Here is a 13,998-nt window from a genome sequence, read left to right as displayed (position 1 = left end):
CAGTCTCTGGATCAGATTTTTATTGCCTCTTTACTGCGCACTTAAAAGATGAATCGTCATATAATAATCTGTCATTTTTGTGGTGAATTACCATGTCTTATCAGATTTGGCTGGCCTATATGCTGGCCTGTTGGGTGATTAGTGTGTCGCCGGGCGCAGGTGCGATTGCCTCGATGTCGAGTGGGCTGAATTACGGTTTTCGTCATGGTTACTGGAATGCCATCGGGCTGCAACTGGCGCTGCTGGTACAGATTGCGATTGTGGCGGCCGGCGCGGGCGTGCTATTTGCGACCACGCCTTGGGCTTTTCTGGCAGTGAAATGGTTCGGGGTAGCGTATCTGCTGTATCTGGCCTATCTGCAATGGAAAGCGCCGGTACACTCGATTGAAATCCGGCAGGATTTACCACAGAAATCAGCTGGACGACTGCTGCTGAACGGTTTTCTGGTGAATATGAGCAATCCGAAAGCGATTGTATTTTTGCTGGCTGTCTTGCCACAATTTCTGGATTTATCCAAACCGCAGTGGATTCAATATCTGATTATGGCAGCAACCATGATTACGATTGATCTGATTGTGATGGCGGGCTATACCGGCCTGGCAGCTAAGGTTTTAAGATTATTAAAGTCACCGCGTCAGCAGAAAGTCATGAACCGGACGTTTGCCGGTCTGTTTGCTGGTGCTGCATTTTTATTAAGTCTGGTGCATCAGTAATAGATGTTGATTTTCCCCTCTCAATGATAAAGAGGAGAGGGCTAGATGGAACCTTTCGGTTGATTGTTTAGGCCAGTTTTTTAAATTTCTGCATGGTAAAGATCAGGGCAAAAATCACCGCCATGGTCAGCACAATAGTCAGACCGGTCGAGGTATTTAAGCCGGCGCTGGACCATAAACCAACCGTTACCCCAATTTGTGCAATCACAAAAGCCCAAATCACCATCTGTTTCGGAGAATGCGCCAGCAGTCGTGCCGTGAGCGCCGGAATCACCAGCAGCGCACCCATCAATAGCGAGCCGACCGCGCGTAATGCCAGAACCGTAAACAGGGCCAGCAGCAACATAAAAATCAGACGTTGCCACTGGGCATGAATACCTTCACTGGCAGCAATATCCGGATCAATGGCAATCTGAATCTGGGCTTGCCAATACTTATATAGAACCAGCAGTGCACCGACAATCACCAGCGCAAAGATGGGTAAATCAGCCCAGGAGATCGTGAGCAGATCACCAAACAGGTAGCTGAGCAGTTCCGGGCGCAGGCTTGGAATGTGCTGGATAAACAGTAGACCGGAGCAGAGCAGGGTCGCAGAGCATAAGGCCAGCAGGGCATCATTCGGTAAGCGCGGATCATGCAGAATCCAAAGAATACCAACCAGTAATAAGGCTAAAAATGTAACGCCCATCCACAGCGGTAAGCTCAAGGCGCCGGCAATGGCCACGCCTAATAAGGTGCCATGTGCCATGGTATCGGCAAAAAAAGACATCCGGCGCCACAGCATCAGACAGCCGAGTGGCGCGGTCAGAAACACCAGTAAAGTGCCCATGATCCAGGCCGGAAGTAATAACGATAACCAATCCATCATGGTTTAGACTTCCGGTTCAGGGTGAATATGGGGACGGGAATCATGCTGACACGGCTCGGCATGGTCGCCATGCGCACAATGATCATGATGATGCTGATAGAACACCCGGTTGGTGCCAAAAATGGCCTGATATTCCGGATGCTGCTGCACGCTTTCGGGCAAGCCGCTACAGCAAATGTGTTTATTTAAACATACCACCCGATGCGTGCCTTGCATGACCCATTGCAGATCATGTGAGACCATCAGCACGGCACAGCCATATTTTTCTGGTAGGCTACGCACATAGTCATACAGCTCGGCTTCCGACTGGATATCCAGCCCCTGCATTGGTTCATCCAGCACCAGCACATCGGGTTGGCGCAATAAGGCGCGGGCCAGTAATACCCGCTGCCGTTCACCACCTGACAATTGCTGCACTTTGGAATTTTCCAGCTTGGCAATACCGGTATCGCGGATAATTTCTGCTTTTAACGTGCTGCTACATTTTTCTAAAGCCAGCAGATCCTTGACCCTTAACGGCAAGCTGTGTGAAGGATTGAATTTCTGCGGCACATAGGAGAATTTTAGTTTTTTATCGGCCAGTACTTTGCCAGCCGTGGGTTTGACAATACCGAGCATGACTTTAATCAGCGTCGATTTGCCGGCACCATTCGGACCAATGAGCGTGACAATTTCTTTCTCATGCAAAGAGAAATCGACCTGTTTTAAAATATCACGCTCATCAATCCGGACTTGAATCTGTTCAAGGCGAATCAGCGGCGCAGGACTTAGCGTTTGCTGGCGCAGTGCTGACATAAACCAGAAATCTCGATAATACTGTGATGGGCGGTGAAGTGGTCCGAAGCCGACAGCTCTGCCAGTTGCTGCAGTAAACCCTGCGCAGAAGCTTCTTTGACCACTTTGCATTCGGTGCAAATTAAAAACGCCGCCTGATGGCCTTCGCGCGGATGGCAGCAGGGAATATAGGCATTAATAGAAGTTAAACGGTGAATCAGCCCTTTTTCTAATAAAAAGTCGAGGGTGCGGTACACGGTTGGTGGTGCCGCCGGACGATCTGACTCACTTTTAATTTTGGCCAACAGGTCGTATGCCCCCATCGGGCCCGAGGCATTTAAAATCAGTTCCAGCACTTCACGACGAAGTGGGGTCAGGCGAGCACCTGTGGCGGCACAGAGACTTTCGGCTTCAGCAAGACGCTGCTCAATATTTTGATGGTCGTGCACGCCATGTAATGCATCATGATGTTCATGAGAACATAAGCTCATAGCTACCCCAAGGAAATGTAGGAGGAAAATCGGACATTAAATTTTAACATGAAGTATAGTCAGATTCGATTATACATAGGTATTTTTGTTATTTTGTTATAATATAACATCTATCCTGTTTTATGATTTTGCGCTCATGTCCCGTTTTTTCGCCTTCTGTGCTCTGGCTTTGTTCAGTACCTTGAGTTGGTCTCAAAGTCTTGTTATTTCGACACAGCCGATTTATCTGATTGCCAAGGAAATTACACAAGGCATAGAAACCCCGACCTTATTATTGGCCGACCAGACCGGACATGATGTCAGTTTGACTCCTGCACATCGCAAGACCATTCAGGATGCAGGTCTGGTGATCTGGCTGGGCAAAGCGCATGAAGCGCCTCTAGAAAAACTGTTCAGCAATCAGAGCAAAGCTATTTCATTGCTAGATTCTGGCATTTTGCAAACGCTACCACAGCGTAGCCCTCGTGGTGCAGCATTAAAAGATACAGTTGACTCCCATGTCTGGCTTGATCCGAACAATGCCATTCGTATTGGCTTTTTTATTGCGGCCTTGCGTTCCCAGCAGGTGCCTGAGCAGCGTGAACAGTACTGGGCCAATGCCCGTGCCTTTGCCCAAGAGCTGCTCCTGACCGCAGACAAGTTTAAAAGCAAAGCCTCGGCCAAAGCCTACTGGTCTTATCATGATGCCTATCAATATCTGGAACGTCCGCTGAACCTGAAGTTTGCCGGCGCACTGACCCATGATCCGCATGTCGCTCCGACGGTGGCGCAAATTAAATATATGAATGATCATCGTCCAAACACGAAAATGTGTTTACTGGCCGAAGGTCATGCCAGCAAGAGCCAGTATCAGCGCCTGAATCCGATTGTGTTTCAAATGGTCGACGAAAGTATGAGTGGGGCAGGGGACTTTGTGCAGGCCTGGCAGAAATTGGCTACCCAAACGCAAAAATGTGTAATAAATGCGCAAAAATAGCGCGTTTTGGCGGCAAATTTGAATTATGACAATACGGTTACAGTTGTGCAAAAAAATACGACTAAGATCGGGAAAAGATTGCATGTTCAGGGGTGTAACTCTATAATGCCTGCGATAAAAAACGATCATCAGTTAAACTTGTCAAGCATTTATGCTGTGAGTGGAAAGTAAATGAGCCGAACTAGTCGCTTGATTGACCGACGATTAGCGAAAGCTTTGGTCTTCTTGCAAGCATTCATGATACCTGTTGCTGCATTGATTGCCTGGATATTCAAAGATGCTACAGCCGCCTTGAGTGCCGCACTTGGTGCATTGGTATGTTGGGTTGCAAGTTGTTATTTTTCCTGGCAGTCGTTCCGCGCAGCAGGCGCGAGAGCATCTAAACAAGTTCTGTCGAACATGTATAGGGGCATGCTCGGTAAGTTTGCGATTGTGATCGTAGGATTCATTTTAATTTTAAGCAATGTCGAGCCGTTGTCTCCGGTTGCATTGTTTTGTGGTTTTATTCTCGTTCAGGCCATGTCGTGGGTCGCTCCGTTTTGGGTGTCACGTCTACAAAAACGAGTATAGGCGCAGCAAAAATTGAAAAGTTTTTAGGAGATGAGCGAGATATCAAGCAGCACGCGATATTCGTTCCCTCTTTTGTTTTTGACATTGACCAGGTGTGATTTATGGCTGCTGAAGAACATGCCCTTACTTCGACCGAGTATATCAAGCATCACTTGACCAACATGACGTACGGCAAAATGCCAGACGGTTCATGGAAGTTGGCTGAGTCTGCTGAAGAAGCTCAACAGATGGGGTTCACTGCTATTCACTTGGATTCAATGGGTTGGTCTATCGGACTTGGTCTGATCTTCTGTTTATTGTTCTGGATTGTCGCGAAAGCTGCAAATTCAGGCGTGCCTGGTAAATTCCAGTCAGTAATTGAAGTGATTATCGAGTTTGTAGATTCAAGTGTACGTGATACCTTCCATGGGAAGTCTCGATTAATTGCACCCTTAGCATTAACCATTTTCGTGTGGATTTTCCTCATGAACTTGATGGATTTAATCCCTGTTGACTTTATTCCTTATGTAGCTCAACAGGCGATTGCATCTATGCTGGGTGTGGACCCTCATCAGGTTTACTTTAAAATTGTTCCGACTACAGATCCAAACATTACCTTAGGTATGTCTATTTCTGTATTCTTCTTAATTATTTTCTATAGTATTCGTGAGAAAGGTGTTGGCGGCTTCGTTGGTGAGTTGGCACTTAACCCATTTAACCCAAGTAATCCAGTTGCTAAAGTGCTTTTAATTCCATTCAACTTATTGTTGGAATTGACTACTTTCTTGGCGCGACCAGTTTCATTGGCTCTACGACTGTTCGGTAACATGTATGCGGGTGAGTTAATCTTCATTCTTATCGCGTTATTACCGTTCTGGATCCAGTGGGCATTGTCTGTGCCTTGGGCGATTTTCCACATTTTGATTATTACGCTACAAGCATTCATTTTCATGATGTTGACAATCGTGTACATGAGCATGGCAAGCGAAAAGCATTAATGGTATGGCCTAACTGTCATCGGGCGGTTGGGCACACAATTTTTTAACTTAATTTGGTATAAAACCTAACCTCTGAGGAATTTTTCATGGAACTCACTTTAGGTCTAGTTGCAATTGCATCTGCTATCTTGATCGCTTTCGGTGCTTTAGGTACTGCGATTGGTTTTGGTCTTTTGGGCGGTCGCTTCCTTGAAGCTGTTGCACGTCAGCCAGAATTGGCTCCACAACTTCAAACTCGTATGTTCTTAATCGCGGGTCTTCTTGATGCTGTGCCTATGATCGGTGTTGGTATTGGCTTGTTCTTCATCTTCGCTAATCCATTTGTAGGTTAATCAGCTTAATTCCCAAAAATCCACTATTTGAGGAATAGCAATGAATATCAACCTCACATTGATTGGCCAAGCGATTGCATTTGCGATTTTCGTCGCATTCTGCATGAAGTTTGTATGGCCACCACTAATCAATGCGATTAGTGAGCGTCAGCGTCGCATCGCTGATGGCTTAAATGCTGCTGAAAAAGCAAAAGCTGACCTTGCTGATGCGCAAGCACAAGTTAAGGCAGAGCTAGACGCAGCGAAAGCACAAGCGGCTCAATTGATCGAACAAGCGAACCGTCGTGCAGCACAATTGGTCGAAGAAGCGCGTACTCAAGCATCTGCTGAAGGTGAGCGTATCCGTCAACAGGCGAAAGAAGCTGTTGATACTGAAATCAATGCTGCTCGCGAAGAATTACGTCAACAAGTCGCTGCTTTGGCAGTTGCCGGTGCTGAGAAAATTCTTAGCCAGCAAGTTGACGCAGAAGCTCACAATGCCATGCTGAACCAGCTGGCTGCTAAACTTTAAGCGAGGCGAAATATGGCTGAACTCTTGACGTTGGCACGCCCATATGCGAAAGCAGCATATGCTTATGCCTCTGAGCAAAGTGCAACTGACAGTTGGTCACAAGCACTAGCATTGCTCAGTGCTGCGGTACAAGACGAAGCATTTTCAGCTTACTTAAATCGCCCTGAGCTTACTCCTGCAGAGCAGGTGAGTGTTTTTGCAAAAGTTTTAGGTGAAGACCAGACTGCAGCATTGTCAAATTTTTTGACTTTGCTTGCTGAAAATGATCGTTTGTCTTTAATGCCTGAAATTCAAGCAGAATATGAACAGCTCAAATCACAGAATAACAACAATGTGGACGTCGTAATTGAATCGGCTTTCCCATTGTCTGCTGACCAAGAACAAGTGTTGAAAGCGGCGCTGGAAAAGCGTTTCAACAGCACGGTTTCTATTGCAGTAGAAGTCAACCCGGCGTTAATCGCGGGTGTTGTTATTCGTGCAGGCGACCAAGTGATAGATGATTCTGCGCTTAACAAGCTTGAAAAAATGCGGACTCGTCTTCTTGCGTAATTGCATATAAGAAGACTGAACTTTAAAAAGATTGAGGTATAGCGCAATGCAACAACTGAATCCATCCGAGATCAGTGCGCTCATTAAACAGCGTATCGGCGATCTGGACACCAGCGCGACCGCTAAAAACGAAGGTACCATTGTTATGGTATCCGACGGTATTGTGCGCATTCACGGTCTTGCTGATGCAATGTACGGTGAAATGATCGAATTCGACGGCGGCTTATACGGTATGGCACTGAACCTAGAACAGGATTCAGTGGGCGTCGTTGTTTTAGGTAACTACTTAGGCCTTCAAGAAGGTCAAAAAGCTCGTTGCACAGGTCGTGTATTAGAAGTTCCGGTTGGTCCAGAACTTTTAGGCCGTGTGGTAGATGCTTTGGGTAACCCAATTGATGGTAAAGGCCCAATTGATGCGAAATTAACTGATGCTGTAGAAAAAGTAGCACCAGGCGTAATTTGGCGTCAATCAGTGGATCAACCTGTACAAACTGGTTATAAATCAGTAGATACAATGATCCCAGTTGGCCGTGGTCAGCGTGAGTTGATCATTGGTGACCGTCAGACTGGTAAAACAGCTATGGCGATCGATGCGATCATCGCTCAGAAAAACTCTGGCATTAAGTGTGTATACGTAGCAATTGGTCAAAAACAATCGACTATCGCGAACGTAGTACGCAAGCTGGAAGAAACTGGCGCTATGGCGTATACCACTGTTGTAGCAGCAGCTGCAGCTGATCCAGCAGCAATGCTGTATCTGGCGCCTTATGCTGGCTGTACAATGGGCGAATACTTCCGTGATCGTGGTGAAGACGCGTTAATTATTTATGATGATTTGTCTAAGCAAGCTGTTGCTTACCGTCAAATTTCATTGCTTCTTCGTCGTCCACCAGGTCGTGAAGCTTACCCAGGTGACGTATTCTATCTACATTCACGTCTACTTGAACGTGCTTCTCGCGTATCTGCTGACTATGTTGAGAAATTCACTAACGGTGAAGTTAAAGGCCAAACTGGTTCATTAACGGCATTGCCGATTATTGAAACTCAAGCAGGTGACGTATCTGCATTCGTACCGACTAACGTAATTTCGATTACTGATGGTCAGATCTTCCTTGAAACATCATTATTCAACGCGGGTATTCGTCCTGCGGTGAACGCCGGTATTTCTGTATCGCGTGTTGGTGGTTCGGCTCAAACGAAGATCATCAAAAAATTGTCTGGTGGTATCCGTACCGCTTTGGCGCAATACCGTGAATTGGCAGCGTTTGCTCAGTTCGCTTCTGACCTTGACGAAGCAACTCGTAAGCAACTTGAACATGGTCAACGCGTAACTGAGTTAATGAAGCAGAAACAATATGCGCCTTACTCAATTGCTGACCAGGCTGTTTCAGTTTATGCATCTAACGAAGGCTACATGGCTGACGTTGAAGTGAAGAAAATCGTAGACTTTGATGCTGCGTTAATTTCTTACTTCCGTTCAGAGCACGCTGCGTTAATGCAACAAATCGATGAAACTGGTGATTACAACAAAGACATCGAAGCTGCAATCAAAGCAGGTATTGAAAGCTTTAAAGCGACTCAAACTTACTAATTTAGCACTTTGCTAATTAGTGTTGGTTTGGTTCACGGATCAACCTTCGAGGGCTCGAAAGGGCCTTCGAATACTAGGTTAAGCGTATGGCAAACTTAAAAGAAATTCGCGCCAAAGTAGCTAGTATCAAGAGCACGCAGAAGATTACTCGAGCGATGCAAATGGTAGCTGCTTCTAAGATGCGTCGTGCGCAAGAGCGCATGGCTCAAGGCCGTCCGTATGCCGAAAATATGCACCGTGTAATTGCTCATTTGGTACAAGCGAATCCTGAATATAAACACCGTTATATGGTTGAGCGTCCTGTGAAGCGCGTTGGCTATATCATTGTTTCTTCAGATCGTGGTTTGGCAGGCGGTTTGAACATTAACCTGTTCAAAAAAGTGGTCAAACACGTACAACAGCAACAAGAGCAGTCAATTGAAGTTCAATTTGCTTTAATTGGTCAAAAAGCGGTTTCGTTTTTTAAAAACTACGGCGGTAAAGTACTAGGTGCAACTACAAACGTAGGTGATACACCAAGTCTTGAACAGTTATCTGGTTCTGTACAGGTGATGTTAGACGCTTATGATAAAGGCGAGTTAGATCGTATTTATCTGGTGTCCAACGGCTTTGTCAATGCCATGACTCAAAATCAAAAAATCGAACAACTTGTTCCTTTAGCAGCTGCTGAAGAAGACAAGACCCTGAACCGTCAATACGGTTGGGACTATATCTATGAACCAGAAGCAGAAGAACTGCTGAATGGTTTATTGGTTCGTTATATTGAGTCTGTGGTGTATCAAGGTGTGATTGAAAACATCGCTTGTGAGCAATCTGCACGTATGGTCGCAATGAAAGCTGCGACGGATAACGCAGGTGAGCTTATCAAGAACCTACAACTTATTTATAACAAGCTGCGTCAAGCCGCGATTACTCAGGAAATTTCTGAGATCGTTGGTGGTGCCGCTGCCGTTTAACATTATTTTGAATTGAGGAGACAGCAATGAGTAGCGGTCGTATCATTCAGATCATCGGCGCGGTTATCGACGTCGAGTTTGAACGCAACAGCGTTCCTAAGATCTATGACGCTCTTCACGTTGATGGCACTGAAACTACTTTAGAAGTTCAGCAACAACTTGGTGACGGCGTTGTACGTACAATTGCGATGGGATCTACTGAAGGTCTTAAACGTGGTTTGAACGTAACTAACACTAACGCGCCGATCTCTGTACCAGTAGGTACAGCGACACTTGGTCGTATCATGGACGTTCTTGGTCGCCCTATCGACGAAGCTGGTCCAGTTGCAACTGAAGAGCGTTTACCAATTCACCGTCAAGCGCCTTCTTATGCAGAACAAGCGGCTTCTACTGACCTTCTAGAAACTGGTATTAAAGTCATTGACTTACTTTGCCCGTTCGCGAAAGGTGGTAAAGTTGGTCTGTTCGGTGGTGCCGGTGTTGGTAAAACTGTAAACATGATGGAGTTGATCAACAACATCGCTAAAGCGCACTCAGGTTTATCTGTATTCGCTGGTGTTGGTGAGCGTACTCGTGAAGGTAACGACTTCTATCACGAGATGAAAGACTCTAACGTTCTAGACAAAGTAGCAATGGTCTACGGTCAGATGAACGAGCCACCTGGTAACCGTTTACGCGTAGCGTTGACTGGTCTGACGATGGCTGAGTACTTCCGTGATCAAAAAGACGAAAACGGTAAAGGCCGTGACGTATTATTGTTCGTTGACAACATCTACCGTTATACACTAGCAGGTACTGAAGTATCAGCACTTCTAGGCCGTATGCCATCTGCAGTAGGTTATCAGCCTACACTTGCAGAAGAGATGGGTGTTCTTCAAGAACGTATTACATCAACTAAGTCTGGTTCTATTACGTCTATCCAAGCGGTATACGTACCTGCCGATGACTTAACAGATCCATCGCCTGCTACAACGTTCGCTCACTTGGACGCAACTGTTGTATTGAGCCGTGACATCGCTTCTCAAGGTATTTACCCTGCGATCGATCCACTTGACTCAACTTCACGTCAGTTAGATCCACTGGTAGTTGGTACTGAGCATTACGAAATTGCTCGTGCAGTTCAAAACGTTCTACAACGCTATAAAGAACTGAAAGACATTATCGCAATTCTTGGTATGGACGAATTGTCAGAAGAAGACAAACTTACTGTATACCGTGCACGTAAGATCCAACGTTTCTTCTCTCAACCGTTCCACGTAGCTGAAGTATTTACTGGCGCGCCTGGTAAACTTGTACCGCTTAAAGAAACGATTCGTGGCTTTAAAGGTCTTCTAGCTGGTGAATACGATCACATCCCAGAACAAGCGTTCTATATGGTTGGTGGTATTGACGAAGTGATTGCTAAAGCCGAGAAACTTTAATTAGCTACCTAATTTAGGAGGTTCTCATGGCGACTATGCAATGTGACGTTGTAAGTGTTCAGGAGTCTTTGTACTCTGGCACTGTAACTATGCTAATTGCAAAAGGTGCTGGCGGTGAGTTGGGTATTATGCCTGGCCACGCTCCGCTGGTAACTTTGCTCCAACCTGGCGCGATCCGCGTTATTTTGGAAAATGGTACAGAAGAATTAATCTATGTATCTGGTGGTGTTCTAGAAGTTCAACCGCACGTTGTTACGGTTCTTGCAGATACTGCAGTCCGTGCAGAAAACTTGGATGAAGCGGCAATTATTGAAGCGCGTAAACACGCTGAACAATTGCTGGCGAATCAAAAGAGCGATTTGGACGCTGCTGCTGCTTTGGCTGCTTTGGCAGAAACTGCTGCACAGTTGGAAACGATCCGCAAAATCAAAAACCGCGCAATGTAATTGCTGGTTTAAGATTGAAGAAACCACCCGAAAGGGTGGTTTTTTTATGAATACTATTTAATGGAATATATTAGTAAATAACTTATATATTTGTTATATCTCATGCTCTTAAAAAATAAATAAGGGGAATTTGGGGTGTCAAATAAAATTATTTTACCGCTATTATTATCATTAGGTTTTGTTGGTTGTGCTTCGGTTCCGAAAGCAGATCCACAAGCAGTGCAGCAACAAAAAAAGATTCAAGCGCCACAAGCAGGTCAAGCAGGAATCTATATGTACCGCTCGAATAGCGTTGTAGGTGCAGGACTCAAGAAAGATATTTGGGTTAACGGTGAGTGCTTGGGTGAAACTGCACGTGGTGTTTATTTTTATACAGAGGTAGAAGGTGGTAAAACACATATTGTGTCTACAGAATCAGAGTTTTCTCCTAATCACCTGAACGTAACTACACAAAGTGGGAAAAACTATTATGTTCAACAATACATTAAACCAGGTGTATTTGTTGGTGGTGCAAACGTAAAATTGGTTGATGAGACTGAAGGTCAGCAGGCGATTGAAAAATACAGTTTGGCAGTAGGCGGCAAATGTTCTAAGCCTTCTATTCAACTTCCTAAATAATAATTTCCACATCTGTGTTTGCGGTTGCTGCAAGGTGTAAATCGCAAACACTTGCTTTTGATCTAAAGACTTTCATTCATCTTTACTTAACCCAGCTCTATATCCATTTTTCCAAACCCTGATAATTTCATTGTTTAATTTTTCATAAAAATAGCCTGAAACATGCCAAGCTGTTCTCATAAAAATAGAATTTAGAGCTGTTCAGGATATTCCTTATGCTCACCACCCTGATAAGTCGCAAAACGTGGCTGCTTGCGTTCAAACACCGGTGCCGGACTCGGCCATGGCCATTCACCAAAATGGGTGTCGCGGTAACGTTTAAAGGCAGCGTTCAGTTCATCTTCGCTATTCAGTACAAACGGTCCGCGCATGGCTACCGGTGCACCAATTGGCTCACCTTCAAGCCATAGAATCCGGGATTCAAGTAGTCCGCCTTTTAAATGAATCTCGACATCCGGTTTTAGTTCGGCCAGATGTTTCACGTCCATCTGCTGACCTTCAAGCTCTAAACTCTTACCCTGATATAAATAACAGAAGCGGGTCGAACTGGCGCTGGTGGCTGGAATGGTCACCTCAGCTTCAGGCGCTAAGGTAATCAGGTAAATATTCACCTTGTTTTCAGCCGGCGCTGCCCATGAATGGGGTGGACGTGGTAGGGCATCAGTTTCTTTAAACTGGCCGGAAATTACCCGGATATCAGCTTTCTGGCCTGCCGCATTGGCTTCAATTACATGCGGAATCTGCTCGCGCCATAACATTTTATAATCAGCTGGCTGTTGCTTCTGCTCAGGCGATGAATTAAACCAGATCTGGAACAGTTCCATTGGGTTGGCTTGGTCTTCATGCACGAGTGGAAACATCTCGCAGTGTTCGACGCCATTGCCGGTGGTCAGCCATTGCACATCTCCAGCGGCATAGCGACCGGCATTGCCGAGTGAATCAAAATGATCGACCACACCTTGTTCCACTAAGGTAATGGTTTCAAAACCGGTATGTGGGTGCTCAGGGAAACCGGGCACCACATTGCCATAATACATATTGTATTCTTTATTTTGTGGTGGCGTTTGCGGACCCAGTTGGGCATTGCCAGCCGGAAAATGATCCAGATGATGGGCACAGAAGATAAATGGATCTTTCAGATCTAAACGGAATGTCACCGGTACAACAGAATAAATCAGTGGATGCTGCATGGCAGACCTCTTATTTTTAAATGAACTCATTATTTTTTTAAATTTTAACTATCAGAATCAGACTAAAAATTCTCTGAATCAGGCAGACTCACCACCCAGATGGGCAGTGAGCCTGAAAATCAGGATTCAGTTGCTGCCTGATTTTCAGTGTCAGTGTTTGCGCTTTCAGTATTTTCAGCATTCTCTGACTGTAACAGGATGCTGGCCAGTTTCACCATCTCAGATTGTACTGTGCCCATCTGCTGCTGAATTTTGGCAAAGTCGACTTTGCTGAGGTCAATCTGACCATTTAAAAATGGCGAAGCCAGAACCTGTTCATTGGCTTGCAGAATGTTCTGGCGAATATTGTCAATTTCCTGACTTTTTAAATTCAAACTGTTTAAGGCGCTATTAAAGCCCTGTAATTGCTGTTGCAATTTGCTGGCTGCGCTTTGTAGCTGTTGATGATCCTGACTGTTGACGGCCTGTTGCAGCTCGGTCTGGGTCTGGCGTAACTGCTCGACATACTCACCGGCTTTCAGCTGCATATCGGCCACATCGCGCACAATATAAAACATATTGCCGCTTTTTAAATCGGCTTGTGGCGCAGGGCTTTGCTGCTGGGAGGTGATTTCAGTGTCCGGATCGGCTTCCGAAACCGGAGCGCTGGGCTGGTCACAACCGACCAGAAGTAGAGCTGAAGTCAGCAGGCCAAAGGGCAGGAGAAAATGGGAAAAGGCGCGTTTCATGGCAAGATCAATCACAATTTTTATCTTGCAGTTTAATATAGGGGCTTTAATTAAATAAAAAACAGATTGTTGCAAAGCAATAACAATTTTCCAGGGCAAACAGGCGGTGTGATGAGCGTGGCTTATGGATGTCTAGATCTATAAAAAAAGAGGGCCGCGACCATTGCTGTCCCACAATTTTTCACAAGAGGAAGCTCATTTGAGCTTCCTCTTGTTTTATGGGTATTTTATCGGGTGAAAATAAAGCTTTTAAAGTTCTTCTTTCAAACAAATTCACTTGAATTATT

At 45.4% G+C, this 13,998-nt stretch carries 17 protein-coding genes; 12 read left to right on the top strand and 5 right to left on the bottom strand.

The genetic code is table 11. The annotated features are described in order from the left end of the window. Window positions 1-92: 92 nt before the first annotated feature. On the top strand, window positions 93-713 hold the full coding sequence (locus tag FTU50_RS08020; protein ID WP_005181385.1) for a LysE family transporter: 621 nt from the start codon (window positions 93-95) through the stop codon (window positions 711-713). Window positions 714-780: 67 nt separating this feature from the next. Here FTU50_RS08020 and znuB read toward each other — a convergent pair whose 3' ends face one another. Genes znuB through FTU50_RS08005 form a run of 3 tightly spaced genes read right to left on the bottom strand, consistent with a single transcriptional unit; the run spans window position 781 to window position 2,846 of the window. Further along, on the bottom strand, window positions 781-1,581 hold the full coding sequence (gene znuB, locus FTU50_RS08015; RefSeq protein ID WP_016658980.1) for a zinc ABC transporter permease subunit ZnuB: 801 nt from the start codon (window positions 1,579-1,581) through the stop codon (window positions 781-783). Between the two features lie 3 nt (window positions 1,582-1,584). Continuing rightward, window positions 1,585-2,376: a zinc ABC transporter ATP-binding protein ZnuC gene (gene znuC, locus FTU50_RS08010; RefSeq protein ID WP_016658981.1), complete on the bottom strand. Its 792-nt coding sequence runs from the start codon at window positions 2,374-2,376 to the stop codon at window positions 1,585-1,587. Further along, window positions 2,349-2,846 (bottom strand): transcriptional repressor, encoded by a 498-nt coding sequence (locus tag FTU50_RS08005; RefSeq protein WP_005181393.1) that lies wholly within the window; start codon window positions 2,844-2,846, stop codon window positions 2,349-2,351. Before FTU50_RS08005 ends, znuC begins: the two co-directional genes overlap by 28 nt. A 136-nt stretch (window positions 2,847-2,982) precedes the next feature. Here FTU50_RS08005 and FTU50_RS08000 point away from each other — a divergent pair, with 136 nt between their 5' ends. The 11 genes from FTU50_RS08000 to FTU50_RS07950 all read left to right on the top strand — a co-directional run bounded on the left by FTU50_RS08000 (window position 2,983) and on the right by FTU50_RS07950 (window position 11,793). Beyond that, the gene (locus FTU50_RS08000; protein ID WP_016658982.1) at window positions 2,983-3,822 is read left to right on the top strand and encodes a metal ABC transporter solute-binding protein, Zn/Mn family; all 840 of its coding nucleotides are present in this window, start codon (window positions 2,983-2,985) and stop codon (window positions 3,820-3,822) included. A gap of 171 nt (window positions 3,823-3,993) precedes the next feature. Next, window positions 3,994-4,392, top strand: a complete 399-nt coding sequence (locus tag FTU50_RS07995) for an ATP synthase subunit I (RefSeq protein ID WP_005181400.1) — start codon at window positions 3,994-3,996, stop codon at window positions 4,390-4,392. 101 nt (window positions 4,393-4,493) lie between these two features. Further along, a complete protein-coding gene (atpB, locus tag FTU50_RS07990) occupies window positions 4,494-5,369 on the top strand; it encodes a F0F1 ATP synthase subunit A (protein WP_004970145.1) in 876 nt (291 codons plus the stop codon). An 86-nt stretch (window positions 5,370-5,455) separates the two neighbouring features. Further along, window positions 5,456-5,701, top strand: coding sequence for a F0F1 ATP synthase subunit C (gene atpE, locus FTU50_RS07985; RefSeq protein WP_000424060.1), 246 nt, complete (start codon window positions 5,456-5,458; stop codon window positions 5,699-5,701). Window positions 5,702-5,741: 40 nt separating this feature from the next. Further along, window positions 5,742-6,212: a F0F1 ATP synthase subunit B gene (locus tag FTU50_RS07980; protein ID WP_005181403.1), complete on the top strand. Its 471-nt coding sequence runs from the start codon at window positions 5,742-5,744 to the stop codon at window positions 6,210-6,212. A gap of 12 nt (window positions 6,213-6,224) precedes the next feature. Next, entirely contained in the window at window positions 6,225-6,761 is a 537-nt protein-coding gene (locus FTU50_RS07975; RefSeq protein ID WP_075168156.1) for a F0F1 ATP synthase subunit delta, read from the top strand. 46 nt (window positions 6,762-6,807) lie between these two features. Further along, window positions 6,808-8,352, top strand: coding sequence for a F0F1 ATP synthase subunit alpha (gene atpA / locus FTU50_RS07970; protein WP_005181412.1), 1,545 nt, complete (start codon window positions 6,808-6,810; stop codon window positions 8,350-8,352). 86 nt (window positions 8,353-8,438) lie between these two features. Next, window positions 8,439-9,308 carry a F0F1 ATP synthase subunit gamma gene (gene atpG / locus FTU50_RS07965; RefSeq protein WP_005181426.1) on the top strand — a complete coding sequence of 290 codons (870 nt, stop codon included), beginning with the start codon at window positions 8,439-8,441 and terminating at the stop codon, window positions 9,306-9,308. Between the two features lie 26 nt (window positions 9,309-9,334). Then, window positions 9,335-10,729 carry a F0F1 ATP synthase subunit beta gene (atpD, locus tag FTU50_RS07960; RefSeq protein WP_005181429.1) on the top strand — a complete coding sequence of 465 codons (1,395 nt, stop codon included), beginning with the start codon at window positions 9,335-9,337 and terminating at the stop codon, window positions 10,727-10,729. A 26-nt stretch (window positions 10,730-10,755) separates the two neighbouring features. After that, window positions 10,756-11,175 carry a F0F1 ATP synthase subunit epsilon gene (locus FTU50_RS07955; RefSeq protein ID WP_005181432.1) on the top strand — a complete coding sequence of 140 codons (420 nt, stop codon included), beginning with the start codon at window positions 10,756-10,758 and terminating at the stop codon, window positions 11,173-11,175. 135 nt (window positions 11,176-11,310) lie between these two features. Next, complete coding sequence (locus FTU50_RS07950) at window positions 11,311-11,793, top strand: DUF2846 domain-containing protein (RefSeq protein WP_180046631.1); 483 nt, start codon at window positions 11,311-11,313, stop codon at window positions 11,791-11,793. A 191-nt stretch (window positions 11,794-11,984) separates the two neighbouring features. Here the strand turns inward: FTU50_RS07950 and FTU50_RS07945 are convergent, their stop codons facing one another. Next, a complete protein-coding gene (locus FTU50_RS07945) occupies window positions 11,985-12,983 on the bottom strand; it encodes a pirin family protein (RefSeq protein ID WP_180046629.1) in 999 nt (332 codons plus the stop codon). A 119-nt stretch (window positions 12,984-13,102) separates the two neighbouring features. Then, entirely contained in the window at window positions 13,103-13,711 is a 609-nt protein-coding gene (locus FTU50_RS07940) for a hypothetical protein (protein WP_127800678.1), read from the bottom strand. Window positions 13,712-13,998: the final 287 nt, after the last annotated feature.

The organism is Acinetobacter sp. YH12112 (assembly GCF_013418945.1).
GTDB classification, from domain to species: domain Bacteria; phylum Pseudomonadota; class Gammaproteobacteria; order Pseudomonadales; family Moraxellaceae; genus Acinetobacter; species Acinetobacter indicus.
This window is presented reverse-complemented; position numbering and strand designations above follow the sequence as displayed.